This window comes from Amycolatopsis sp. Hca4, assembly GCF_013364075.1.
Taxonomy (GTDB): domain Bacteria; phylum Actinomycetota; class Actinomycetes; order Mycobacteriales; family Pseudonocardiaceae; genus Amycolatopsis.
Genome location: NZ_CP054925.1, coordinates 1705613 through 1730184, shown reverse-complemented (window position 1 = coordinate 1730184; position 24572 = coordinate 1705613). Strand labels below are relative to the sequence as shown.

General features: G+C 68.2%; 20 protein-coding genes. 9 read left to right on the top strand and 11 right to left on the bottom strand.

Translation table 11 applies throughout. The features are described from left to right. Positions 1–521: 521 nt before the first annotated feature. The gene (locus tag HUT10_RS07625) at positions 522–1409 is read left to right on the top strand and encodes an MEDS domain-containing protein (protein ID WP_176170520.1); all 888 of its coding nucleotides are present in this window, start codon (positions 522–524) and stop codon (positions 1407–1409) included. A 5-nt stretch (positions 1410–1414) separates the two neighbouring features. On the opposite strand, the gene HUT10_RS07620 is transcribed toward HUT10_RS07625, so the two are convergent. Then, on the bottom strand, positions 1415–2176 hold the full coding sequence (locus HUT10_RS07620) for a Crp/Fnr family transcriptional regulator (protein WP_176170519.1): 762 nt from the start codon (positions 2174–2176) through the stop codon (positions 1415–1417). Positions 2177–2840: 664 nt separating this feature from the next. Between HUT10_RS07620 and HUT10_RS07615 the strand changes: the two genes are divergently transcribed. From HUT10_RS07615 to HUT10_RS07600, 4 genes are all read left to right on the top strand, one after another. Continuing rightward, entirely contained in the window at positions 2841–3662 is an 822-nt protein-coding gene (locus HUT10_RS07615) for a winged helix-turn-helix domain-containing protein (RefSeq protein WP_254896744.1), read from the top strand. A gap of 181 nt (positions 3663–3843) precedes the next feature. Beyond that, complete coding sequence (locus tag HUT10_RS07610) at positions 3844–4125, top strand: hypothetical protein (RefSeq protein ID WP_176170518.1); 282 nt, start codon at positions 3844–3846, stop codon at positions 4123–4125. Between the two features lie 217 nt (positions 4126–4342). Next, complete coding sequence (locus HUT10_RS07605; RefSeq protein WP_176170517.1) at positions 4343–4954, top strand: TetR/AcrR family transcriptional regulator; 612 nt, start codon at positions 4343–4345, stop codon at positions 4952–4954. A 21-nt stretch (positions 4955–4975) separates the two neighbouring features. Beyond that, positions 4976–5881, top strand: a complete 906-nt coding sequence (locus HUT10_RS07600; protein ID WP_368660748.1) for an oxidoreductase — start codon at positions 4976–4978, stop codon at positions 5879–5881. 78 nt (positions 5882–5959) lie between these two features. On the opposite strand, the gene HUT10_RS07595 is transcribed toward HUT10_RS07600, so the two are convergent. From HUT10_RS07595 to HUT10_RS07580, 4 genes are all read right to left on the bottom strand, one after another. Continuing rightward, positions 5960–7582 (bottom strand): metallophosphoesterase family protein, encoded by a 1623-nt coding sequence (locus HUT10_RS07595; protein WP_176170516.1) that lies wholly within the window; start codon positions 7580–7582, stop codon positions 5960–5962. 283 nt (positions 7583–7865) lie between these two features. Next, the gene (locus HUT10_RS07590; protein ID WP_176170515.1) at positions 7866–9257 is read right to left on the bottom strand and encodes an MFS transporter; all 1392 of its coding nucleotides are present in this window, start codon (positions 9255–9257) and stop codon (positions 7866–7868) included. After that, positions 9254–10186, bottom strand: a complete 933-nt coding sequence (locus HUT10_RS07585) for a ketopantoate reductase family protein (RefSeq protein ID WP_217709553.1) — start codon at positions 10184–10186, stop codon at positions 9254–9256. The genes HUT10_RS07590 and HUT10_RS07585 overlap by 4 nt, the downstream gene beginning before the upstream one ends. Next, positions 10183–11451, bottom strand: a complete 1269-nt coding sequence (locus HUT10_RS07580; protein ID WP_176170514.1) for a 2-isopropylmalate synthase — start codon at positions 11449–11451, stop codon at positions 10183–10185. The genes HUT10_RS07585 and HUT10_RS07580 overlap by 4 nt, the downstream gene beginning before the upstream one ends. 203 nt (positions 11452–11654) lie before the next feature. Here HUT10_RS07580 and HUT10_RS07575 point away from each other — a divergent pair, with 203 nt between their 5' ends. Then, positions 11655–12218 carry an ABATE domain-containing protein gene (locus HUT10_RS07575; RefSeq protein ID WP_176170513.1) on the top strand — a complete coding sequence of 188 codons (564 nt, stop codon included), beginning with the start codon at positions 11655–11657 and terminating at the stop codon, positions 12216–12218. Positions 12219–12535: 317 nt separating this feature from the next. On the opposite strand, the gene HUT10_RS07570 is transcribed toward HUT10_RS07575, so the two are convergent. Next, positions 12536–12892 carry a hypothetical protein gene (locus tag HUT10_RS07570; protein WP_176170512.1) on the bottom strand — a complete coding sequence of 119 codons (357 nt, stop codon included), beginning with the start codon at positions 12890–12892 and terminating at the stop codon, positions 12536–12538. A gap of 36 nt (positions 12893–12928) precedes the next feature. Next, positions 12929–16729, bottom strand: coding sequence for a CHAT domain-containing tetratricopeptide repeat protein (locus HUT10_RS07565; RefSeq protein WP_176170511.1), 3801 nt, complete (start codon positions 16727–16729; stop codon positions 12929–12931). Positions 16730–17174: 445 nt separating this feature from the next. Here HUT10_RS07565 and HUT10_RS07560 point away from each other — a divergent pair, with 445 nt between their 5' ends. After that, positions 17175–17411, top strand: a complete 237-nt coding sequence (locus HUT10_RS07560; protein ID WP_176170510.1) for a hypothetical protein — start codon at positions 17175–17177, stop codon at positions 17409–17411. A 1601-nt stretch (positions 17412–19012) separates the two neighbouring features. On the opposite strand, the gene HUT10_RS07555 is transcribed toward HUT10_RS07560, so the two are convergent. Next, positions 19013–19450, bottom strand: coding sequence for a PPOX class F420-dependent oxidoreductase (locus HUT10_RS07555; RefSeq protein ID WP_176170509.1), 438 nt, complete (start codon positions 19448–19450; stop codon positions 19013–19015). A 102-nt stretch (positions 19451–19552) separates the two neighbouring features. On the opposite strand from HUT10_RS07555, the gene HUT10_RS07550 reads away from it, so the two are divergent. Then, positions 19553–20503: a zinc-dependent alcohol dehydrogenase family protein gene (locus HUT10_RS07550; protein ID WP_176170508.1), complete on the top strand. Its 951-nt coding sequence runs from the start codon at positions 19553–19555 to the stop codon at positions 20501–20503. Between the two features lie 133 nt (positions 20504–20636). Beyond that, on the top strand, positions 20637–21686 hold the full coding sequence (locus HUT10_RS07545; RefSeq protein WP_176170507.1) for an aromatic acid exporter family protein: 1050 nt from the start codon (positions 20637–20639) through the stop codon (positions 21684–21686). A gap of 14 nt (positions 21687–21700) precedes the next feature. Here the strand turns inward: HUT10_RS07545 and HUT10_RS07540 are convergent, their stop codons facing one another. From HUT10_RS07540 to HUT10_RS07530, 3 genes are all read right to left on the bottom strand, one after another. Further along, positions 21701–22519, bottom strand: a complete 819-nt coding sequence (locus tag HUT10_RS07540; protein WP_176170506.1) for a family 1 encapsulin nanocompartment shell protein — start codon at positions 22517–22519, stop codon at positions 21701–21703. 1 nt (position 22520) lies between these two features. Continuing rightward, the gene (locus HUT10_RS07535; protein ID WP_176170505.1) at positions 22521–23072 is read right to left on the bottom strand and encodes a hemerythrin domain-containing protein; all 552 of its coding nucleotides are present in this window, start codon (positions 23070–23072) and stop codon (positions 22521–22523) included. 73 nt (positions 23073–23145) lie between these two features. Beyond that, positions 23146–24519 carry an NAD-dependent succinate-semialdehyde dehydrogenase gene (locus tag HUT10_RS07530; protein ID WP_176170504.1) on the bottom strand — a complete coding sequence of 458 codons (1374 nt, stop codon included), beginning with the start codon at positions 24517–24519 and terminating at the stop codon, positions 23146–23148. Positions 24520–24572 lie beyond the last annotated feature (53 nt).

The following is a 24572-nucleotide window of genomic DNA, read 5'->3' as shown; positions in this document are numbered from 1 at the left end:
CGCGGTGCGGTCCTGAATGTACTGCCCGGTGGATTCGTCAGTTCGAACAAAGCGAGTGAGGAATAGATGATGAACCTTTTGGTGAAAGGTGTGACCGCGGTCGGGATTTCCGTTCCGCTTTGGCTGGCGGGGTGGGGGGTGGCGTCCGCGCAGAGCGGTGGTGGTCCGGACTGTGCCCACTACCAGGCCGGTTCGGTCGCAGCCGGACCGAACGGTGCCACCGCGGCCACCACCGGTTCCGGCGTAGGTGGGTGTGCCGGGGGTGGCGGGAGCGGCCGCGGTTCCGGCTGTGCCTACTACCAGGCGTGGCAGGTGAGCGCCGGCCCGGAGGGGGCCGTCGGGAATCTGGTGACCTCGGGCACCGGACAGTGCGCCGTCGCCTGAGGGAACCGCTGGGGGCAGGTGCCGGCCGGTCGGCACCTGCCCTCGTCCACGCCATGGTGTGCACCACCCCGCTCGCGCCCGGTCGGCCGTCGCCTGGCGAACGGCGGGCGCAAGCCAACGGAAAGGTCTGACAAGGCATGACAGGTCCGCTGGACATCCGCCGGCCGAAGCCGAACACCGGCGAGGGTGCCCTTCGGCACGAGCACGCCGGTGCCGTGTTCGGTACCGATGCGGAGTACCGCAGGTTGATCTATTCCTTCGTCACCGCCGGTGTCCAGCTCGGCGAGCGCATCTGCTGCCTCGTGTCGGCCGGGGAACGGTTGCGGGCGCTTGACCGGCTCGCGGCGGCGGGGGTGAACGTCGGTCGCTTGACCGACCGAGGTCAGCTGCTGGTCATGTCGGTCCGCGATCACCACGTCCGGCTGCCTCTCGACGAACCAGGGGGATTGTTCGCCTGGCTCGCCCGATACGCCGACAACGCGAGAGCCGAAGGGTTCTCCGGTCTCCGGATCATGCTGGAAGCCAACTGGATCCGGGAGAAGCTGCGCCCGCCCGAAGCCGACGGGTTCGAGGCGGGCATCGACCGGCTGACCGGTGACCGGCCGGGCGCGTTCCTGTGCGCCTACGATCGGCGCCGGTGCGGTACGGAGGCGCACATCTGGGCGGCGGCGCACCGTGACCGGATCGATCCCGCACTGTCCTATCGCGACGAAAACCTGCAGATTGTGCCCGTGGAGAGCGGAATGCGCGTCATCGGACGAGTCGACCCGCGGAATCGGGCGGTGTTCACCCGGGCGTTGACAGCCGTGGTCGACCGCGCCCTGAGCACCCGGACCGATGTGCAGCTGCACGTCCGCGACCTGAGTGATCCGGACGGGCCGGCGGTCGCCGCTCTCGCCCGGACGGCCCGCCAGCTCAGCACGATCGGCCTCAGCCTCGTCGTGCACGCGCCCTCGACCGGGCTGCTCCGCATCGCGAGCGTGTTGTGGGACGAGCTGCCGACCGGGATGATGATCCGGCCCTGACGTGGTCAGAGCAGATCCGTGCCGGGGCCGGTGATCGAGGGTATCCGTGCCGCCGACTCGAGGCCGTCGTGGTCGAGGATCAGGATTCTCCGGTAGCGGAGTTCGACGAAGCCGGCGTCCCGGAGACTGCCCAGCGCGACGTTGAGCGCCGGCCGTGACACGCCAAGGAGATGGGCCAGAGCTGCCTGTGACAGGGGGACAACGCCCTCTCGCTCTTCGGCCAGCAGGATCCGCGCCGCTTTGGTGTGCAGGTCGTCGGCCAGCACGGCCGCCAGGTGGTCCCACGCCCGGACCAGCCGGCGGCTCAGGCCGGCGACCACGAGTTCCATGAACGATCGCTGCTGGCGCAGTTGCGGGAACTTAGTGACGGGCAGGAGCAGCGCGGTGACCGCGGTGCTCGCGCGGACCGCGTACGGACGTGGCTGCCCGTCCAGGAGCCGGACCAGGCCGAACGCCTCGCCTCGGCACACCGTCTGCAGGACGAGACGATCATGTCCGTTCGCCATGGTCAGTTCGACGGCCCCGGACTGGATGATCCAGATGCCGGCGCACCAGCCGTCCAGACGGCACAGTTCGTCCCCGGCGGAAAACCGTTGCTGGATCAGGTCTTGGGCGAGCAAGGTGAGCAGACCGGCCTCGGCGTCCGCACTGTACCCCGGACGCCCGGCGATGCTGTCCGCCGCGAACCGGGCCCTGGCGAGTTCCGGCACCGAAAGCGACGTGCTCGGCCGCGGGGGTGCTCCCAGGTGGGACGTCGGTACGGTCATCTTTCCTTCTCGGGTCACGGTCACGCGGCGGTGCCGAGGCCCCGCCGATGCACGAGGCGTGGGGAACGGCGGCATTCGCACTGCTGTTGACGGTGGTGGCCGGAGATCATCCGTTTCGCGGACTATAGGGCGGAGGACGAGCTGTTGTCCAGTGTTCAATAAAGGAAAGCGGGATTTTCGCCAGCCACGGTCCACCGGAGGGGTTCGCCCGGTGCCGGGCAATCGCGCCGGTCGTTTCTGTTGTCTTCAAACAACTGTTCTCCGGCAGCGCTTTCGTGGGTCAGCGCAGGGTGATCGCGGTGATCACCGTGGCCGTCGTCGCCAACCCGCCCAGGAGCAGGCCCGCGCACAACACTTCGAGAGCGAGCCGGCCAAGGCCGTTCGCTCTGTGCAGCCGGTGCCGCGGGCCGCTGTTCCGTGGTTGCGTGGACCGGCGAGAGCGAGCAGAGCTCGCTCGGTGGAGCGCGCGGTGGGTCATCGTGGTTCCCATCTGGGATTTCCGAACGCGGAAAACCTGTTTACCCTTCCCGGAACCAGTTAACCGCCGCCGGAAACGATGGCACGCCGGTGCTTCCGGCAGCTGCTGTCCGAATCGAACAGTCGGGACACTCGTTCGCGTTGCGGCCGTGCTCTTCCGCGCTTCCGCGGAATACCGTGTGATCGCGTGGTGGCGACGTTCGCGCTACCGCGGACGGTGGATGGCCTGCCCCGCCATCGCCGTCGGCCGGTGGGCCGCCGCGCGCCGCAGGCGGCCTGCCGGTGCCGTTCCGCGCCGGCGGCCGCGAACCCCTGGAGTCGTGAACCAGCAATGATCCGAACGGTGCTCGTCGACGGTCGCTCGCCGGCCAAAGCCCTGGCGCGGGCGCTCCTCGCCGAGGGGATTTCCCTTTGCTGCGTCTCGTCCGCGGATCACGCGTTCGACGTCCTCCTGGCTGATCGCGTCGACGTCGCGCTGGTGGACTTCGGGTTGCCCGGGGTCGACGGCCTGACCGTTTGCCGGGCCGTTCGTCGGCGGAGCGAGGCGCCGATCGTTGTCATCCTGCACCGGCCGACCGTCGCGGAAGCGACGGCGGCGCTCGCTGCCGGTGCCGATCAGTGTGTGGCGGAACCGTTGGCGGCCAAGGAGTTCGCCGCGGGGATCCGGGGTTCGCTCCGGCGCCGGACGATCACGGCGGAGCCGGCCACGGTGCGTCTCGGCGAGGTGGAGATCCGGCTGGCGGAGAGGCAGGTTCGCCGGTGCGGACGCGAAGTGCGGCTGACGGACACCGAGTTCCGCCTGCTGGCCGAGCTGGCCGCGGTGGCGCCCGTGGCGGTCAGCCGCAGCGAGCTCCTCCGGCGTGTGTGGGGATTGTCGCGCTCGGCGGACACCAGGCTGCTCGACCTGCACGTGTGCCGGCTCCGGAACAAGATCGAAGCCGACCCTCGGCGTCCCCGGCTGCTCCGGACCGTGCGAGGCGTCGGGTATCAGGCCGTGCCCGCGTGGTGACGCGGGCACGGAACTCGCCCGCAAACGCGAAGAACGAACAATCCGGTGCCCTGATCGAATCACTTGTCGATCTTGTCGGTCGTATCGCGCATATCCGCTTCCGGTTCGGCTACCTGCATTCCGTCCCCCGGGATTCCGGCGGGGCGTTCGCACAACAAGAAGAACGAGAAAGGACCTTCACATGCGGAAGAGTTTGCGGCTCGGTGTCGTCGGTGCTGCCTTGGCGGCGCCGATCATCCTGGGTGCGGCCGGCGTCGCGTCGGCGGAGACGGTCTCGGCCGGTGGCACGACCGTTCCCTGCGCCGACTACCACGCGTCGAACGTCCATGCGGGACCGGACGGGTCGGGCGGGACCGAGGTGAACAGCAGCGTCGGGTGCGACGGCACGGGAGACGCCGAAGACGGCGGCACCGGCGGCAACGCGGGTGGCGGTCTCCTGGACTCGGTTTTCGGCCTGCTGTGATCCGTCCGTCCACGATTTCGTGGTGAGCGGCTTCGGCCGCCGAGGTCGATAGCCGGTAGGTCACCAGGAGCGTCTGGTGACCTACCGGTGCCGGCCCCGCACTTCGCCGAAGGCCGCGAGCAGGGTGGTGGACCGCGGCACCGTCGAAGATGCGCACCAGGGTTCGCCGGACGGCCGGGGAAGAACGGGCCGATGCCGGTCCGGTTACCATGGTCCGATGTCGGCCAGGGCCTTTCACCACGGCAATCTCCGCGCCGAGATTCTCGCGCACGCACGCGTCACGCTGCGGGAGGCGGGCGAGGAAGGGCTGTCGCTCCGGCAGCTGGCGCGCGACGCGGGCGTGAGCCACGCCGCCCCGCGGCGGCACTTCCCGGAGCGCCAGGACCTGCTGAACGCGTTGGCCGAACAGGGCTTCGACGAACTGACCGCGTCGATCGCCGAGCAGCTGGACCGGGCCGGAGGGGACAGGGTCACCGCTTTCCGTGCCGTGGCGCGGAGCTACATCGACTTCGCCATCCGGGATGGGGCCCTGATGACCCTGATGTTCTCCGCCAAGAACGGTACGGCCGCCGCGGGGGTGTCCGAGGCCGCGGACCGGTTCTTCGCCGCGGTGGGCACCATCGTGGCCGCGGTCGTCCCGAGTCCCTCCGCTCCGGCGCCGTCCGGAGCGCTGTCCGATGCGCTGCGTGCGCAGCTGCTGCTCGCGTCGACCCTGCACGGCATCGCCTCGCTGCTGTGCGCCGGCCGCCTCGACGCCTCGCAGGTCGACGAGCTCATCGACGGCGTCGGGCAGTTGTTCGGCGTCGGCGCGCAGCCTGCCGCGAAGTAGTCATTGACTACAATGTAGTCGGTGGCTACTTTGAGGGGCATGGACCTGCCATTGCCTCCTTCGTCGTTGTCCGGCCGCGTCGCGATCGTCACCGGGGCGACCAGCGGTGTCGGCGCGGCCACCGCGGCCGCGCTCGCCGGTGCCGGCGCCCACGTCGTCTACGCGGTCCGCGACGTCGCCAAGGGCCTGGCCGACCCCGGCCGGCAGGCGGCCGAAGCGGCCCGGCCGGGATCGACCGAGGTCCGCCGCCTCGACCTCGCCGACCTCGCTTCGATCCGCGCGTTCGCCCAGGACCTGACCGGCCCCATCGACCTGCTGATCAACAACGCCGGCGTGTCGAGCAGCACGCGACGGCAGACCCGGGACGGGTTCGAGCTGCAGATGGGCACCAACCACCTCGGGCACTTCGCCCTGACGAACTTGCTGCTGCCCCGCATCCGCGGCCGGGTCGTAAGCCTGGCTTCCCAGGCCGAACGCGCCGGCCGCCTGGACCTGGCCGACCTCAACGGCGAGCGCGGCGAATACCGCGAGCACCGCGTCTACAACGCGACGAAGCTGGCTAACCTGCTGTTCACGGCCGAGTTGCAGCGCCGTCTGTCGGCGTCGGGATCCCCGGTCCTGGCCATGGCCGCCCACCCCGGGCTCGTGGCCAGCGGCATGACCGGCGAGCTGACCGGAGCGGCCGGGCTGGCCGTGCGCCTGCTCGCCCAGTCTCCTGAGGACGGAGCCCTGCCCGTCCTCTACGCCGCCACGGCCGACCTGCCGGGCAACAGTTTCACGGGCCCACGGCACCTGTGGCACATGCGAGGCGGCGCCCAGCTGATCGCCCGCTCGAAGAAAGCCCGCGACCCGGAGCTGGCGACGCGGCTGTGGGAGCTGTCGGAACGGCTGACCGGCACCACGTTCCCGGTCGTGCCGGCGACTTGAGGAAACCCCGGTGGTGCGCCCGTGCGGGCCCGGAGCCGAGGTCGTCCTCGGCTCCGGACTCGTCAACGAACCTCGAGTTCAGGCGTCACCGGGGTCGGCGCCGACCCCCGAAGTGCCGGCTCCCGAGGTGGCGGAGTGCGCCGCCGCCGTGTGGAAGCCCGCTGTGCGGCGCAGTGTGAAGCGGTCGATCTCCACGCCGTCGTTGCGCAGGGTCCGCACCGTCAGCGTGGTCTTCCGCCCGAACCACGCCGGCTCGGCGTCGATCGCGAGGAACGAGTAGCCGGTGTAGCGCACGCGCGACCAGCCGACCGTCTCGGTCTCCTTCCCGCCGCCCTTCACCCAGTGGTAAGAGGTGAATTCGCCGTCGAAGCTGTCGGGGACCGGGAAGCTGTAGACGCTCCGGCCCCCGCCGCCGCAGGTGGCGTAGACCGTGCCGTCGCGGTCCGGGTCGACGGTGTCGCCGATCGCCACCTTGCGCGTCACCCGGCCGCCGCGCAGGGCGTCGGTGCGCTCGTAGATGTGGTTGTGCCCGTTGACCACCAGGTCGACGTGGAACTGGTCGAACAGCGGCACCCACTCCTCCCGCACGCCGCCCTCGGAGGCGTGCTGGTTGGTCGTGGAGTAGGCGCAGTGGTGGAAGAACACGACGATGAAGTCGACGTCCGGCTGCAGCCGCAGGTACCGCAGGCGGCGCTTGAGCCACGCGGTCTGCGAGCCGCGCGAGTAGCCGAGGTTCGCGGGGATCTCGTAGGAGACGTCGTTGGCGTCGAGGGAAATCACGCCGACGTTGCCGTAGATGAAGGAGTACACGCTCGGGCAGTCCGCCGGGCCGCTGCCGGGGAAGTCCCAGCGCGCGGTCTGGCCGCCGTAGCCGTCGGGCGAGTACAGCGCCTCCATGTCGTGGTTGCCGGTGGTCACCATCCACGGCACCGACGCCGCGACGCCCTCGATCTGGTTGTAGTAGGCGTCCCAGACCTTCGGGTCGAACAGGTCGTGGCCGCCGTCCGAGACGGGCCCCGGCGGGAGGCCGGCGCCGCTCGGGTCGGCGTAGGCGATGTCGCCGGCGAGCAGGTGGAACCGCGGGTTCTGCTTCGCGACGGCGCCGTCCTGGGCCAGCGCGGTGGTGGAGACACCCTGGTCGCCGAACGCGGTGAAGGTGAACTTCCCGGTGGGGAAGCCGCGGGCGGGTGCGGTGGTGAACGTCGAGATCGCGGCGGCCCCGCCGTCGCCCTTGGCCGGGTCGAAGCCGTCGTGGCCGACGGCGTAGGTGTAGGTGCGGCCCGGCGTGAGGCAGTTCGCCTCGGCGTGCAGGTAGTACTGGTCGTACGGCGCGATCACGCCGGCGACTTCGGAGTGCAGGGCGCGGGTCTCGGCGGGGATGCGGTGCCCCCACTGGATCCCGTGCCGGTCGTGGTGCTCGGCGACGCGCAGGAACGGGTTCTTGACCCGGGTCGGGACCTGCCAGGCGACCCGGATGTCGGTGCGCGGGTTGCGGCCGAACGCGAGGTGACGGCCGGCGGGCGCCACCTTCGCGCCGTCGGCGTAGGCGGTCCCGGGCAGCAGGAGCGGGCCGGCGGCGAGCAGGGCACCGGTCGCCGCTGCGCCCTTGAGCAGCGATCGGCGGGAGAGGAACTCGTGCTGTTCGGCCATGCTGAGGCGGGTGGCCAGTGCGTCCGGGACGCCGACTCTGGGGATTTCCATGTGCGGATGCTTGCTGACGCACGTGCCCGGCTCTCGACGTCGAGGCGAACGTCAGCCGTCCAACTGCCCCAGTGATGGTCAAGAACGGGTCAAGAGGAATTTACGGGGCCGGCCGCCGCCCAGTGCGGGGCTTTCAAAGGCTGGTGAAGGGTGTGTGGTCCACAAGGGCCAGATGGCGGACGAGGTCCCTGGCGTACAGGGCGCACCGGGCGAACGTCCGGCAAAACACGGTGCGGCGGGGACTGTAGGCGGCGGTCCACAGCCGCGGTATCCGTTGCACGGCTCACCGCCGCCCGGATCGGGCGGGCAGCGCCACGTCGGGTTCGGGATCCGGCGCCACCGCGGTGAACGCCCTGAGGCAGCACAGGAGCACGACGGCGAAGCCGCCCGCGATGATGGTCATCGGTACCAGCAGCTGGTGCGCGTACCCCAGGCCGCCGAGCACCGCGATCGCGATGGCCATCCCGGTCTGCCTGCTCGTGTTGAGCAGGCCGGACGCGGTGCCGGAGATCTCCGGCGGGCACAGGTGCATGGCCTCGGCGCTCAGCGACGACGCCAGCAGGCCCGACGCGATGCCGATCGGGATGGTGACCGCCATGGTCAGCGGGGTCGAGGCGGCCAGCGAGGTGGTGGCGACCAGCAGGCCGCCGGTGGCCCCGAGGACGGTCGCCGCGACGATCACCCGGCGGCGCGCCGAGGGCGGTACCCGCATGGCGAGCACGTTCCCGCTCAGCCAGGCCACGCAGCAGGGCAGCATGGCGTACCCCGCGATGTCGGCCGAGTAACCCTCCTTCACCTGGAGGTAGAGCGCCAGCACGAGCAGCGATCCGTAGGAGGCGAGCTGGTAGAAACCCCCGGAAAGCACGACGAACAGGAACGGCCGGTGCGTGAACAGCGCCCGCGGCAGCATCGGCGCGCTGCTGAAGCGCTGGGACACCACGAGCGCGACCAGCGACACGACGAACCCGCCGCCGAGCGCGAGCACGATCGGCGCGCCGGGCGACCGGTGGCCGATTTCGATCAGCGCACCGGCCAGGCAGGTGAGCGTGAGGCAGAACAGCGCCTGCCCGACCGGCCCGAAGCGGCGTCCCGCGAGGCTCGGGGCGTCGTGGAAGCGCCGGATCATCAGCAGGGCGGCCACGCAGACGGGCACGTTGACGGCGAAAAGCCAGCGCCAGCCGGCGTAGTGCGCGATGAGACCGCCGATGATCGGGGCGAACGCGATCCCGAACCCGCCGACCACCCCCCAGGCGCCGATGGTCCGGGCCCGGCGGCGGAGGTCGGGGATGCCCTTGGCGATGATCGACAGGGTCATCGGCAGCATGAAGCTCGCGCTGGCGCCCTGCAGCGCCCGCGTGACGATCAGCTGCTCGCCGGTCTGCGCGAGGGCGCACAGCAGCGACGCGACACCGAAGGTGGCGAGCGACCAGCGGTAGACGCGGCCGACGCCCCATCGGTCACCCACCACACCGGCCGCGAGCAGGAAGACGCACAGCGGGATCGTGTAGCTGTCGAGGAACCACTGCTGCACGGACTCCGACGCGCCGAGCGAGGCCCGGATGCTCGGCAGCGCCACGTTCACCGCCGAAGCGTCGAAGGCCACGAAGAAGTTGCCCGTGCTGACGGCGATCACCCCGCCGAGGGTCAGCCGGGTGGCGGTGGTTCCCGAATTCATCTGCCTGCCTTCCGCGCTTGACGTTCCGACCACAGGTTCGCCGCGTAGACGCAGGCGTGGATCGGTGTGTCCACTCCGGATTCGAGGCCGTAGCGCACTACGGCGCCGTTCTGGTCGTCCAGTTCGGACGGACGACCCGCGGCGAGGTCGCGCTGCATCGACGCGGTCGTGCCGGGGGCGAACGAGCGGAAGACGCGCATGGCCTCGGCGACGTGGTGTTCCCCGAGCGGAACGCCACGGGCTCTGGCCACCGCGGCCACCTCACGCATCGCCCGTTCGACGAGTGCGGCCAGTTCCGGCGTCCGGGAGGTGACACCGACCGGCTGCCGCGACAGCGCGCCGATGCCGCCGTAGGAGGCGATGAGCATCAGCTTCTTCCACAGCGTGACCTGGATGTCGGCCGAGTGGCGCACGGTTGCGCCCGCGCTTTCCAGCAGCCCGGTCACCGCCGCCAGGTGCCGGGGTTCGGGGCCGAGCGCGCCGATTTCCAGCGTGGCGTCGGCGCCCACGCACGTCACCGCGAGCGGGCCGGTCCGCTTGGCGATCACCACGCAGGCGCAGCCGAGCACCCGCTCGGGCCCGAGGCGGGCAGCGAGGATACCGGGAGCGTCCACGCCGTTCTGCATCGGCAGCACGACGGTGTCCGGACCGGCGATCTTCGCCAGCTCCGCGGCCGCGTCGTCGACCTGCCACGACTTCACCGCGAGGATCACCAGGTCGGGTGCGGGGAGGCCGTCGAGCACGTCGACGACGGTGACGCCGTCGACGTGCTCGGTGCGGCCGTGCCGGGTCAGCTCGAGGGGATGGGTCCGTGCCTCCGAGACCGTGGCGGGCCTGCCCTTCAGCGTGACCTCGGCCCCGGCGCGGCCGAGGACTGCGGAGAAGTACAGGCCGATCCCGCCGGCCCCGTGGACAAGGACTTTCATCATGCTGCCTTCGAGTAGACCTGCCGCTCGATGGACCGGTGCCGGCCCATCACCTCCAACGCGCAAGTCTGCACGTCGTCGAGGCGGATCATGTCGTCGTAGAATTCTTCGAGCTGCCTGCTCAGCTGTTCGTATTCCACGCGCTTGCGTTCATAAAGGCTGTCCATCCGGCCGGCGAGCTCGTCGTAGACCTCGTTGATGAACGTTTCGCTGGTCAGCGTTTCCGGGCTCATGCCCGCCTCGGCCAGGATCTGCCGGATGTAGGTGGGGAACAGCCCGATCCGGTTCAGGAAGTACTCGACGTCGCGGGACACACCGAGGTAGTCCGGCACGTTCACGATGCCCGCGTTCTCGTTCCGCACCAGGAAACCGCTTACTGCGCGGTACGGATCGGGTGCGGCCAGGAACGTCTTCTCCGACAGCCGTGCGGCCACGCTCAGCTTGTCCAGGTCCAGCGGGGCGGCGTCGACGGTGATGTTGTTGTCCGCGAAGACGGCCGCGATGCTCTCCAGTTCGGCCAGGCCGGCCCGGTTGCCGACCCCGGCGACGCCGCCTTCGATCATCTGGAAACCGTGGAACACCGACATCAGCGAGTTGGCCGTGCCGATCCCGCGGTCGTTGTGCCCGTGCAGGTAGAAGGTGACGTCCGGGTTGTCGTGGACCAGGTTGGCGGCCAGCACCGCGGTGGCGTCGGGCATCAGGGTGCCCACGGAGTCGTTGATGCGGATCAGCGAGATGCCCTGTTGACGGCACCGCTCGATCTGGCTGTTGAGGTGTTCGTACTTGATGTCGTCGACGGTGCTCGAGAACGCGTTGAGCAGGCTGGAGCGGAGTTTGGTCACGCCGATCGAGCGCAGCCGGTCGACCACCTTTTCGAAAAGCCGGTGCTCGCTGTCGATTTCGATCATCCCGATGCTCACGTAGATGTCACCGAGATAGGTGCGGGGTAGTTGTTGTTCGAGCTGCTCGCACAGCGGTTCCCAGGTTTTCAGGGTGAGGTTGAAGGAGAATCCGGCCTGGTCGGGAATGCGGCCCATGAGGTGCTTGGCGTCCAGTACCGAGCGGACGAACGCGGCCTCGGTGATCCCCGAGCCGACGTCGATGTCCGTCACGCCGGCCTGCGTGATGGCCTCGATCAGCCGGACCTTGCGCCGGTCGTCGGCGCCGAACGGGGCACGTTCACCCCCTTCACGCAGCGTTTCGTCGGAGATGGCGCGAATGGAAAAGTCCTTGTAGCGCGGCTGGTGCCCCGCGGGAAATGACAACACGACAAAAAACCTTCCGTATCTGCCTGTGGGGAAATAGGAGGTGAGTCGCCGTTGACCAAGGAAAGTAGGTGACGGAAGTGCCGTAGGCATGAGAAACCAGGAGACGGCGTCATCAAGTTGGAAAGTACCCCCGTCCAACCGCCTAACCCGGTTAGAACGTTAGCAACGCGGGGGCGTCGATGCAAGGCGGTTAGACTGACTGGGTGTCCGAGTGGATCTTCGACAGCGTGTCCCCGAGCGTGAACTTCCTCAACACGCTCCGCGACCGGTACCTCGGCGGCCGCGAAACCGTGGTCACGCCCGAAGATTTCGCCGCCTGGCTGGTCGCCGCCGGCGTCGCGGACCGGCCGCCGGAGGTGTCCGAAAGCCGTCACGCCGAGGCGCTCGCGCTGAGGGAGACCATCGACGCGGTGCTGATGTCCGTCGGCCGGCGCGAGCCCCCGCCCGAGAAGGCCGTCCGGACCCTCAACGAGGCGGCGACCAAGGCGCCCCGGGCGGTGTTGCAGCTGCGTTCGGTGCCGGGTGCCCTGCCCGAGTCCTACCGCATCCTGCCCGGCGACCCCGCCTCCGCGGCACTGGCCACCCTGAGTGCGGACGCGATCCAGCGAGCCGCCGAAGGGGCGAACGTCCGGGAATGCGCCGCGGAGGACTGCAGCCTGCGGTTCGTCGACCTGTCGCCGGCACGCAACAAACAGTGGTGCTCGATGGCCCGCTGCGGCAATCGCGTCAAATCCAGAAAAAACTACCGCCGCTCGACGACCGGCTGACCACGCGACCGCGCTCCGCTCCGTCGGACGTTTTACGTCGAATCGGCGCCGACTAGGAATCTCGTCGAAATGTGAATGAATGCAGTAGGCGTACACCTTGGTCGAGAGATTGTGTGATTCAGGTGTATGTTGGCGCGCACTCTGTGTTCCGGTTTGCAATGCCGCGGCGGCCAAATTGGACGATCCGATTCGGGTATTGAGTGGTCAGAAAAAGGATCATGCTCGCCAAATCGCGTTGGTAGCTGCAGTTCGAATGAAATCTAGGCGCTGCAATCGGTCGCAGCTTCTTCGATTATGCAATTTGCAGTATTTTTACATTAGAGTCGCCTCATGAAGGTGTTGGCAAGCAGGCATCGGGGCGGCGCGCCTGCGGGCGCCACGCGTACTTGGCGGTCGCATGCTGCGTCTGGGCAGACGAATACTTCGTCGTCGGCTTTGCCTTGGCTGAAGCCCGAAAGTCCAGCGGCAAGGCCGCGTCGGGCTGCCACGAGATCCTCGGGCGGGCTGCCGACTAATTCTGCCAGCAGGGTCGCCACAGGACGGCGTCGCAAAGCCTCGGCCTCGATGCGCCGAAGCAGGTTTTGTTGCAACTGGCCCTGCTGGTGGCACACCTGCCGAAGGCCGTGCAAGTCCTCGCAAAGCAGACTTAGGACCATTCGATCAGCGTCGTTCATGTGCCCTTTCCTCTCTAAGAAGACAAAAGTTTCAGGTTAGGCGCCCGAATGGACATACGACGCCCACTGGTCGAAGTAGACCGGTATCGAGTTACGGTAAGCGCGCAAAGCTTGGTGTAGCGCGTGGGCCACTTTGCCTGGCTCGGGTCTCCGTGTGCCATAGTTGGTCAGGTGCTCGTAAAATGTGCGTGCGACTACGGCGCCGGCCGCGTCGTCGATTGACCAGAGTGTACCTACGACGGATCGAAACCCTGCCAACTGGAGTGCGCCGGTAAGATGAATTGCCTCGTTGGCGTGTTTAGTGGTGACGGTTGTTGTGTCGCACGCGGAAAGATATGCGAGAGTGGCCTTCGTGAGCTGCAAAGCGACGAGTCGCTGGACGGTTAACGGGTTTGCAATGTGGTCGTGCAGCAGGAGCTTGCCCTGGGCAGGGTCTAGCCAGTCGGCTTCGCCATGACAGGCGAAGTGGGCAATGTCGCATGTGGCCAGATTGGTCGCGACGCTTTCCCTGGTTGCCTCGCATCCGGGTGCGGGCAGAACAGTGACCTCAGGGATGAGCCGTAGGACAGTGGCCACCTCTGTCGGCACCGTGTTGAGTCTGCGAGTGCCGGGAGCGTCGGGTACAGCGACCACTAGGGTGCTTGTGGCGGTAACGCTCAAGGGCCTTCGGCTGTGCTGCAACGCTCGCGCGGTGGGGGTGTAGGACGAGACGACTCGGTCGATCACGGCGTCGACGTTCGACTCAGCCAGTTCCTGGGTTTGGGGGTGGTGTCCTGCGGCGTGCAGCGGGAGGTGGGCCAGTTCGCCGACCGGGCACCACCATAATCGAGGCCAGGTCGCGTCGACCGGCGTGGAACGGTAGCCCAGGTGAGCTAGCACTGGTCCGGCAAGGGAATCCCACATCCATGCGAAAACTTTGCGGAGGCGAATTCCGGAGGTCCAGGGGGTGTGCGCACCGCTGGTAATGGCGCCCCGCAATGTTGCAATGTTCTGGTGTGCGTCGTGCTTGGTCATCTTTGGAAGCGGTATTACTTCAACAGGCGCCTCCGGCAGGTCTCGGAGAATCAGCGCGTGAGACCCGATATTGTGAGTGAAGACATAAACGACAGGTCCTTCGCTGGCGGTCTTTACAAGGTCCTCAATTGGCGGCGGAAGCAGAAACTTGGCGAGACTCGGTATTGCGCGTATCCGAGTCAGTAAACGATCCCATTGCTCGATCGTTTCCTGGCGTTGACGAGAATGCGAGTCCGGCCTTCTATCGGGGCGAGTGTCCGAAGCAACGTTCTCTGCTTCGCGGTCGCAGTGGTCGAGCACATCGACCACATCGCGTAGGCGGGAGAACTCCAAGGCTAGGTCGGGTGCGTGGCACTCCAGCTCGTCCAAGCGGCCGCAGGTGTCGATTGTGTCAGTGATCAATAGGCCGCGCGTCTGTTCGAGGAGCTCGACCGCACGGGCGGGACGCCCGGCCAGTACGGCCGCAGTTGCTGCTGTAGCGGCAAGGTTGGCGGACTGTGAGATGCGATGCTGGCGGTCTGAGCGCCGCAGTCGCCTGGACTTGACCAAACCGAGAAGGTCGACGGCGTGCTCGGCCATCGACAACGCATGTTGCGCGTCGTCCGCGGCAAGGTCGACGTCTGCGGCAAGACGCGCGGCCAGGATCCGCTGGTCGACCGGCCCGGATGTTGCTTGCGCTGCGGAGGCATAGCGTTCCCGGCACTCGTTCAAAGCGCTATCGTCCTGATCAAATTCGAAACGAGCCTTAAGGGCATCGGCGAGCACGATCATCGTGCTCGTGAATTCGGCGTTGAATGGTGAGACGCCATCAGTGGCCAACCGGGCGATGGCGATTGCTTCATCTAGGTGGCCGACGTCCCCGGTGTCTTCGAACTTTCTGAGCAGGGAGCTGCTGAGGTTACTCAAGCGTCTACGCCGCCGTGGGTCGCCAGTGGGTGTGGCTGCGACCGCCTGTTTCCCGACGTCGATCGCCTCGTCGAGGTCTGACGGGCTTGCGGTATGCAGGAAGCGGACCGAGAGCGCCGTGCCAAGGTTGTTCAGGTGGTTGCCAATGTCGTCGGTCTCAGTATTCGTGATCGCTTTCCGCGCGAACTCGACAGCGTTGTCGAGCATGGTTCCGTCGCCTGTGCGTAGGTAGTGGCGCAGGTGAGCGACGCCGAGCTTTGACAGCAGCGGGCGGTAGCTCGGGTCCGTCGGCGGCGTCAACTTCAAGGCCGTTTGGAGCAGGTCGATTGCCTCGTCCAGGACGTCCTGTTCGGGAGTATTCTCGAACCAGCGTACGAGCGCTATGCCGAGGTTCGCGGAGTGCCGTGCGACCTGAGGGTCGTCTCGTGGTGTGCTTGCGACTGCCTGGCGGTGCAGGCTTATAGCATCAACCAAGTCTGTCAAGTTGCCGGAGTGATCGAATCTCCGTTGCAAGGCGCTGCCACGGTTGGACGCCATAACGCTGTATTCAGGGTGATCGACGGGAGTCGAGTCATAGGCGCGTACCCGCCAATGCAGTGCATCCTCTAGCTCGGAAAGTTTACCGGTGAGCCGGTAGTGTGTGATCAAAATGTCAGCAAGAACCGTGGCCCTAGTGCGGAATTCGTCACGTTCTTCCGTGGTGATCGAAGTAAGCCTTGTCCAAGTCAAAATGAATTTGTTAAAGATGTCGGCGGCCTGCGTAATCGAGTATTGTCTCGTCAAGACCAGTCCTAGCTCTTCCAGTCGGCTTTCCGTCGCCAGAGCTGAATGCGGGTCAAGGTCAGCTGCAGGCGTTGTGAAGTCACAGCCGGACCAGAGCGCATTGATGAGATTGCCCAGCACCGGCACAAGTTCCGGACTGTCTTCCGGTGTAGCGGCAACCGCCCTCCTTTTGACGTCGATTGCTTCTTCCAGGTCCGCCGGTAGCCCTGTCTGCTTGAACCTGGCGAGTAGTGCGGCTCCCAGATTCGACAGGCACCTGCCCAGCTCATGCGGCGCTGACTTCTGGACTGCGCGAGGTAGAATCTCAAGAGCCTGGTCGAGCGAGCTTCGGTCGCCCGAGTGTCGGAACAGGTGGAGTAGCGCGCCGCCCAGGTTGGATAAGCGACCACTGACTGCGTAGTGGCTGTCGGGAGTGGCGGAAATAGCGTTTCGGTGGGACTCGACAGCCTCAATGAGGTCGTCGACATGCTGCCTGCTCGCGAACATGTGCTGCAGCGCGACCCCGAGGTTGTCCCAATACGTTCCGATGTCGGGATCGCCTGGTGTCGCCACCACGGCTTCTCTGCTGGCCAGGACCGCCTCTTCGATGTCGTTCGTGTTTTCCGTGCGCTCAAACCTGATGCGGAGCGCATTGCCAAGGTTGGACAAAGACAATCCTTTGTCGCGGTGGTTTGGTGGCGTTAGATCAGAAACCGTGCGGAAGAGTTGTACCGCGTTATCTAGAAAGGGAAGGAGGCCGGCCTGCTCGTAGAGTGCTGCCGATCGCGCGGCTCGCATTGTTAGCTCGTTAAGACCGGCTTCGGAGGCATACCGGTTAATGGCGGTTGGAAATGCGCTTGGGTTTGCTTGTATAAGCGGCGCCCACAGATGAAGTGCACTGTAGAAATCTTGCTGATTTTCTTCGACGGGCAGGATCTGGTAGCGGTAAAAATGCCAACGACCCAGCAGGATCCTGGCCTCCAGGTCGCCTTTTAGATGGGGCTGCGAGGTCTCAGCCACGGTGAGGGCGACGGACACACTCTCATCGGAGATCAGTCGTTCCCGTGCATCATCATCGGAGACGCTGGCGAGCAGGCGCCTCAAATTGGATTGCGCTCGCAATCGTTCGTCGCCTGACCCCGATGTCACCGTCACCCCTTAGCTCTGGGCTCATCATCTGGCCAACACTAAACAGTCGCTTCCATGGCCGGAGTGTTACATAGCTACGCTACTTGGATAGATGTAGTGCCGGGACCTTGATCGTGCCGGGTGATCTTCACGACGCTAGACCCGGCAGCGCGGCGGAGAGATCGGGTCCGGTCACGGTAGCGATGAATTCCGCTTGGACGCCGGAGACCGCGCCGCGGAAGGCCAGCTTGCGCCGGTGAAGGAGGGCCTGGCTAGACTACCGGGCTCCATCCTCGCACAGCCCGGGTGAACTTCGGCCGACGGCGGGTCAATGTCTGCGTCGACATCGACCATAGCCGTTCTGACAGCCTTGCCGAAACCGTCTGTGCGGCGGTCGCCGCCCCGGCTGGACCGGATCGGTCCTGTCGTTCGCTCCGCGGTGGGGGTATGGGTGCGGACCGCGTAGGAAGACATGACTGACCCCAATCGCACGGCGGGGTTCGACCGCACGGTCCTGGTCCTGGCCGTGCTGCACCTGCCGGCCGCCAGCGGATTCACGTTGGTGACGGACGTCGGGCGCCTGCCCGTCCTCGACCCGGCGGCCACGCTGGTGCGCGGCACGGCCGCACCGCCGACGTGGGCTGGTGCTTTACCGCCACGGTCGCGTTGGTGCTGCTGGTTTCTGGCGCTGCTCTGGATCCTCGCCTAGCTGATATGTCGGTCGCCGACTGTGCATGGTGCTTCTACACCGCCCCGCGGCCGCGCCGAACTGGCTGCCGACACCGCCGTCGCCTCATTGGCCGAGAACTAAGTGCCCCTCTTGGCGTCCACCAGGCGCGTGACGCCGGCGAAATCCAGGAAGCTCTGATTGTCACTGGCCTACGACGGAGATCCGTAGCGAGCCGGGAGCACCTGCCTGCGGGACACTGCCCTGGCTGCATCAGGCGCTTGATCCGGACGCTTTCCCGATGAGTGTGGAGTTCAGTTCCACCACCACCAGGCGTGCCATCGGCTGACAGGCGGGGATGGCACGCCTGGTGGCCTGTCGGTGCGACGGTGCGCTATGTGGCGACGGCCGTGATGCCTAGCACCCGCGGCAGTGCTTCGGCGAGCAGTCGCGGAGGCCGAGCATGAGGCGGTGACCGAACGTCGGTACGGAGGGGCGAGGCCCTTCGCGGGGGCTGCTCGGCCGCTGATTTCTGGAACTACGAGCACGGTCACGGTGATGGCATTGTCCCGGCCGCTTGCCCTTTCGCTGTCGGTGAGCAGCCGGCGGATTTGTTCGGTCGAGTTTGCTGGCCAATCCGCCTACCGGTGTCGACGTCCAGCTGGGTCTGGGCGACCGCGTCCCGAAAGGTGGCTGTGTCGATGGCGGCGCTGACATGTCGACGAAGATGCGGTGACTGTTCCGCGGCGCGAATGCTTTACTCCCGGGAAAGCGGCGACGATTTTACGCCGCTGACGGTTGATGTTGTTTGGTAGATTGCCTACGCGAGTGTGGTACGTGCGTGTGTCAGCAAATGACAGTGCGACGCGATCCGCGAAGGGGGAGGAGGTTGAGCGGCGCCATCCGTGCGCGACCTCGTCGACGGCAGTTCCGGCCGCCCAGACTCGTGTGTGCGGTGTCGGTAAACTTGGCTTGCCCGGTGGTCGTGAAGCGCCGCGCAGAGCAGCTACTGCACTCTGTGCAACGCGACGGTGCGCATGGCGGGCTGCTTGACTAGCCCCGACGTGAGGTAACTGTCAGGAAAACTCAGGACTCGGCGCAGCAGCATCGTGCCGTCGATACCACCGCATCTCACAGAGCGAAGCCGCGGCCGTGACTGTCCAGGTGTATTCTCCGAATAGCACGCCGATCAGCGGCCGAATGGGGGTGTCGCCCCTCGTTCGCACGGTAACCTGGGCCGGACAGCGCGGCTGAGTGGTGTCGCAAATGGGGTATGTCGGCACGGTGCTTCCGGTGCGTCGCATCCACCTAGCATGCCCCGGCGAGGGAACGGGGGTTCGGCGTGGGCTCAGGCTGCTGGGACCGGTGGAACTGGTCCTCGACGGCCGCCCGCACGACCTGGCTGTTCCTCGGCAGCGGGTCGTCCTGGCCGTGCTTGGGCTCGACGCCAGCAGCCGGCTTCCTCGACGATGTCAGTCGCCGCGTCGCTGCTACTCCTGCTCGGGTTGGTTTGGGTGCGGCGGGAATTCCGCCCTGCACCGGTGGCCGTCGCCGAGGCACTTCCGGCGCGTGAGGTGATGGTTCCGGCCCCGGCGGTCCATCTGTGTCCGTCGACCGCCGGGGCCGAGCCGGTTGCAGTTCCGTTAGTCGGCGACGCCTTTGGCCTGGTCGATGTAGGTCTGCCGCTCCGGGGTCACGCGCAGGATCACGCGCTCGCTCTTGATGTTTTCCGGCGGGTAGTCCTCGCCGGTGTACTTGCGGGAAAGCCGGTCGACCTGGCGGCGGGCTCGCTCGCCGTTCTCGACTCCCGTCACCTTGCCGCGGACCTCGGCGTAGCGGTAGGGGTTCGCCTCGTCGCGGATCAGCACGGTGATCCGGGGGTCGCGGGCGACGTTGCGGGCCTTCGCCCGGTGGGTTTCGGTGTTGAGCACGATTTCGCCGTCTTCGACGTCGACCCAGATCATCTGCGTCTGCAGCCGCCCGCTGGGCAGGACGGTGGTGACCGCGGCGAAGTTCTTGCCGGTCGCCAGTTCTTCGGTCTCGGGCATCAGCTTCGGGCCGTCAGCGGTGCGTGCGGGCACGTCGGTTCCTTCCGGTCGGGTACGGCATCGGAGTGGATACCCGGGCGAGTGGGGGACAAACGGACGGGGTTTCTGCCGGCCGCTGCCGGGTACGCGGACGGAATGTCTGTGCAAGCCGTCGTGATGACGGAATTCGGTGGCCCCGAAGTCCTGACGCTGAAAGAGGTCGACCGGCCCGAGCCGGGGCCGGGGGAGCTCCTGGTCCGGGTGCTCGCGTCCGGGACCAACCCGGTGGAGGCGAAGATCCGGCAGGGGGTGGCGATCCCGGACCTCGAGCTGCCCGCCGTCCTGGGCGGTGACGTTTCGGGGGTCGTCGAAGCCGTGGGCCCCGGCGTGACGGATTTCGCCGAGGGCGACGAGGTGTTCTACACCCCGGAACTGACGTCGCGATGCGGCAGCTACACCGAACTGAACGTCGTGGCCGCGGACATCGTCGCCCCCAAACCCCGCGGGCTCAGCCACGTCGAGGCGGCGGCGATTCCGCTGGCCGGGGGCACCGCGTGGGAGGCCATCGTCCGGCGGCTCGCGGTACGTCCCGGTGAGACGGTGCTGGTGCACGCCGGCGCCGGCGGGGTCGGCACGTTCGCCGTGCAGTTCGCCACCGTGGCGGGCGCCCGGGTGCTGGCCACGGCCGGGCCGGACAACCAGGACCTGCTGCGCGACCTCGGCGCCGAGCCGATCGACTACCACGAAGCCGACCCGGTCGAGGTCGCCCTGGAGCACACCGGCGGCACGGGCGTCGACGCCGTGCTGGACCTCGTCGGCGGCGAAAACCTGGTCAAGAGCTGCGCGGCGACCCGTGCGTTCGGCCGGATCGCCACGGTGCTGCCGCCCCAGGGCGAGCTGAGCCCGCTGTACCAGCGCAACCAGCAGCTGCACGGCATCATGCTGACCCGGGAACGCCGCCGGCTGGAGGAACTGACGCCGGTGTTCGAGCGCGGCCAGGCCCGGCCGGTCGTCGAAGACGTGCTGCCGCTGGACCAGGTGCGCAAAGCGCACGAACGGCTGGATTCCGGGCACGGCCGCGGGAAGACGATCCTCGACCTCACCTGATGGTGCAGGCTCGACCGCTTTCGCCGGGTGACGCGATGAACCGCAACCTGACGATCAAGACGGGCAACTGCAACCGCCGCCGGTACGTGTGTCGCGGCTGCCGGCCGGCCGTGCGGGCGGGTGACCGGCGTCGATGAGGACGCGGTGGCGGGAACGGTTGCGAGCGACGGCCGCGGCGGCCGGCGAGCGGTTCCGGCGGGCCCGGTGGTCGGTCGCGCAGACCGCGGTCGCGGTCGGGGCCTCCTGGTTCATCGCGCACGACCTGCTCGGCCACCCGCAGCCCTTCTTCGCGCCGATCGCGGCCGCCGTCTCGCTGTCGGCCAGCGACATCCTGCGGGGCCAGCGGGCGGTGCAGCTGATGTGCGGGGTGGCGCTGGGCATCGTCGTGGGGGCGGCCGTGGAAGCGCTGGCCGGCACGAGCGCCCCGGCGTTCGCGCTGGCCGCGCTCCTCGCGGTGTACGGCGCCCTGGCCTTCGGCGGCGGCCCGTTCGGCCAGGGCCTGATGTTCGTCAACCAGACCGCGGCGTCGGCGATCCTGGTCCTCGCGCTGCACCGGCCGGGCTCGGGGACCGAACGGCTGGTGGACGCGCTGATCGGCGGAGGAGTCGTGGTGGTGATCGGGGTCCTGCTGGTACGCGCCGACCCGCACCGGCTGCTCCGGGAGGCCACCGCGGACCTGTTCGCCGAGCTGCGCGACGCGCTGAAGGATCTCCGGCTCGACGGCCCGTCGTCGGCCGGCGACGAGGTCGACCGCGAACTGGCGACCGGCCAGCGGATCCACGCGCGGCTGGCCGCCTTGGAGCAGGCCAGGGGAACCGCCCGGCAGACGGTGCTCGTCGCCCCGCGCCGCTGGAAGCTGCGGGGGAGCGTGGAGCGCGCCATCGCCCGCAGCCGGCACCTGACGTTGCAGGCCAACGCGGTCCTCACCCTGGTCCGCGTCACCCGGGCCGCCGTCGACGCCGGAGAGGAACTGCCGCGGCCGCTGGGCGAGGCGGTCGCCGGACTCGCGCAGGCCTGCGACGTCCTGGCGAGTGGCGGCAGCCCGGATCGCGCGGTCGCGGCCGCCACCCGGGCCCGTGACCTCCTCGACCCGGCGCGGCACGCCGGCCCCGGCTACCGCGGCGCCGCGGTGTACGCGGCACGAGCCTGCGCGCAGGATCTGCTGGCCGCCGTCGGACCGTGACGGGTACCCGCCGGTCAGGGGGCCAGCGTGAGGGCGGCGTCCGGCTCGACGACCCGGAAGCTGAAGCTTTCCTCCAGGTAGAGCGTGACCGTCTCGGCGTCGTGGTGGCTGTAACCGACGGCCAGGTCCTGGCCGAGTTCGAGGGAGAAGCCGCCGCTGTCGAGGCTGACGATCAGGGCGCCGTCCAGGCCGGGCGCCCGGACCACCTTGCCGCCGCCGAGGACCCGGCGGAGGTGGTCGAACAGCAGGTGGCCGCCGTGCTCGGTGCTCTCCACGATGCGGGTGTAGCCGTCCGGGGCGATGGCGAGCCCGTACGGGCCCTTGATCCCGGCCTGGCGCAGGGTGTCGACCGCACGGGCCACGACACCGGGGTAGGCGTCGGGGTCGTCGCCGAGCGAGGCGGTGTCGTACGGCGAGGCCTCGGTGATGCCGGTGATGCCGGCCGCGGCCCAGCCGTGGAAGACGGCGCGGTTCTCGATCATCGCGATCTGCTTGGCCGCGCGGTCGAGGTCGTCGAACTCAAGGTCGTCGGCGCCGCGCTCGGCGTCGTCGAGCTCCGCGCGCGACACCGTGAACGGCACCCGCACCTCGGTCAGCGGCAGCACCCGCCGTTGCCGGACCACCGCGCCGTCACCGAGGTCGGCCAGGGACGCGGCGGCGAGGGTGGTGGTGCGCCCGAGGTCGGTGGCGGAGTGCCGCCAGCCGTGCGGGCCGGCCACGTCGACCAGGCGGCGGGCGGCGAGGTGGGTCTGCAGGCGCTCCTTCGCCTCGGCGTCGACCTCCGTCCAGCCCGCGTCGGTGATCGGGGCCAGACCGCGCATCAGGTGGCTCATGTCAGTCCTGCTCCTTGAGGCTGCCGATACCGAGCGAGGCGTCGGCGGGACGGTCGCCGAGCTCCTGCTCGACGTACTCCTGGGGATCGAGGTCGCTGACGTCGAGGTCACGGGCGCCTTCGTGCTGCCGCTTGAACTCGAGGAACCGCCGTCCGAGCTCCTCGCGCAGCCCGGGGTCGGCGTGCCGGCGGAAGTCGGCGAGGCCCTCGTCCTCCTCCTCGGCCATGTGCTCGCTGTTGGCGAACCGGGCCTTGTTCACCGCTTCGTGCCACGCGGTGCTGCCGACGGGGTGCAAGGCGGCTTCGTGCACGCCGTCGCGGATGTCGTTGTGGTCGCCGATGGCGTCGAGGGTCTCGGCCTCGGCGTCCTCGCCGCGGCGCAGCAGGTGGGGGTAGAAGATCTCCTCCTCGGCGCGGGCGTGCACGTCGAGCAGGTCGGCCAGTGGCTGCCAGACCTCGGCCAGGTCGGCGGGGGAGGTGAGGTCGTCGAGCCGGGCGAACTGGCGCCGGAACCAGTCGTGGTCGTCGAGGATGAGGCTGGTGATGTCGGCCATGCCGCCTTCCTACCCCGGATGGACGGCCGGGGAAACTCGGACGCCGGTCGACCGCGGGACCCTCGCGCGAAGGTCAATCGATCCAGACGGTCTTGGCGTTGACGAAGGCGCGCGGGCCGAAGCCGGCCAGTTCGCGGCCGTAGCCGGAGTTCTTGATGCCCCCGAACGGGACCTCCGGGGTCGACTCGGTGAACCGGTTGAGGTAGATCATCCCGGTTTCGACCTCGGTGACGAACCGCCGCTGTTCGGCTTCGTCGCGGGTCCAGGCGCTGCCGCCGAGGCCGAACATCGAGTCGTTGGCGATGCGGATGGCTTCGTCGGCGTCGCGGGCGGTCCAGAGCAGGGCGACCGGGCCGAAGAACTCCTCGCGGTGCCCGGGGGAGCCCTCGGGGATGTCGGTGAGCACGGTGGGCTCGAAGTAGTTGCCGGGCCGGTCGATCGGGTGGCCGCCGGTCAGCAGGCGCGCGCCCGCCGCGACGGTGTCCGACACCTGCTTGGCCAGCGTCTCGACGGCGTCCGGTGAGGACAGCGGGCCGAGATCGGTGTCCTCGGCCATCGGGTCACCGATCCGCAGTCCCTCCAGTGCGGACACCAGACGGCGGGTGAACTCCTCGGCGACCTGCTCGTGGACGATGAAGCGCTTGGCGTTGATGCACGACTGGGCGTTGTTGAGCATCCGCGAGGTGACCGCGCCGTCGACGGCGGCGTCCAGGTCCGCCGACGGCATGACGATGAAGGCGTCGCTGCCGCCGAGTTCCAGCACGCTGGGCTTGACGTTCTGCCCGGCGCGGGCGCCGACCTGCCGTCCGGCGGGCTCGCTGCCGGTGAGGGTGACCGCGCGGACGCGGTCGTCGTCGATGATCGCGTTGATCTTCTTCGAGCCGATGAGCAGGGTCTGGAAGACGCCTTCGGCGAAGCCGGCGCGGCGCAGGACGTCTTCGATGGCCAGCGCCACCTGCGGCACGTTGGACGCGTGCTTGAGCAGGCCGACGTTGCCGGCCATCAGGGCCGGGCACGCGAAGCGGAAGACCTGCCAGTACGGGAAGTTCCACGGCATCACCGCGAGCACCGGGCCGAGCGGTTCGTACCGGGTGAAGACGTTCGCGTCCTCGTTGCCGACGACGACGTGGGGTTCGTCGGCGAGCAGGGCTTCGGTGTGGTCGGCGAACCAGCGGCAGCCCTTCGCGCACTTGGCGACCTCGGCCTTGGCGGAGGCCAGCGTCTTGCCCATCTCGAGGGTGGCCAGGCGCGCCAGCTCGTCGGTTTCGGCCTCGAGGATGTCCGCGGCGCGCCGCAGCCGCTCGGCCCGCTCGGCGAACGACGTGCGGCGGTGGTCGCGGAAGGCGGCCGCGGCCCGCGCGATCTTCTGCTCGACCTGGTCGTCGGTGAGCTCGTCGAAGGTGCGCAGGGTTTCTCCGGTGGCCGGGTTGACGGACGCGATGGCCACGGGGGCCTCCTCGGATCGGGGTGCGGTTCGCGATCCGGGTTCCCTCGGGCGCC

Excerpts from the sequence above, each read along its gene's own strand:
- HUT10_RS07535 (WP_176170505.1), bottom strand. The coding sequence starts at position 23,072 with ATGGCCGACATCACCAGCCTCATCCTCGACGACCACGACTGGTTCCGG.
- HUT10_RS07610 (WP_176170518.1), top strand. The coding sequence starts at position 3,844 with ATGCGGAAGAGTTTGCGGCTCGGTGTCGTCGGTGCTGCCTTGGCGGCG.
- HUT10_RS07545 (WP_176170507.1), top strand. The coding sequence starts at position 20,637 with ATGAGGACGCGGTGGCGGGAACGGTTGCGAGCGACGGCCGCGGCGGCC.
- HUT10_RS07550 (WP_176170508.1), top strand. The coding sequence starts at position 19,553 with ATGTCTGTGCAAGCCGTCGTGATGACGGAATTCGGTGGCCCCGAAGTC.
- HUT10_RS07585 (WP_217709553.1), bottom strand. The coding sequence starts at position 10,186 with ATGATGAAAGTCCTTGTCCACGGGGCCGGCGGGATCGGCCTGTACTTC.
- HUT10_RS07560 (WP_176170510.1), top strand. The coding sequence starts at position 17,175 with ATGACTGACCCCAATCGCACGGCGGGGTTCGACCGCACGGTCCTGGTC.
- HUT10_RS07595 (WP_176170516.1), bottom strand. The coding sequence starts at position 7,582 with ATGGAAATCCCCAGAGTCGGCGTCCCGGACGCACTGGCCACCCGCCTC.
- HUT10_RS07620 (WP_176170519.1), bottom strand. The coding sequence starts at position 2,176 with ATGACCGTACCGACGTCCCACCTGGGAGCACCCCCGCGGCCGAGCACG.
- HUT10_RS07570 (WP_176170512.1), bottom strand. The coding sequence starts at position 12,892 with ATGAACGACGCTGATCGAATGGTCCTAAGTCTGCTTTGCGAGGACTTG.
- HUT10_RS07590 (WP_176170515.1), bottom strand. The coding sequence starts at position 9,257 with ATGAATTCGGGAACCACCGCCACCCGGCTGACCCTCGGCGGGGTGATC.
- HUT10_RS07625 (WP_176170520.1), top strand. The coding sequence starts at position 522 with ATGACAGGTCCGCTGGACATCCGCCGGCCGAAGCCGAACACCGGCGAG.
- HUT10_RS07605 (WP_176170517.1), top strand. The coding sequence starts at position 4,343 with ATGTCGGCCAGGGCCTTTCACCACGGCAATCTCCGCGCCGAGATTCTC.
- HUT10_RS07540 (WP_176170506.1), bottom strand. The coding sequence starts at position 22,519 with ATGAGCCACCTGATGCGCGGTCTGGCCCCGATCACCGACGCGGGCTGG.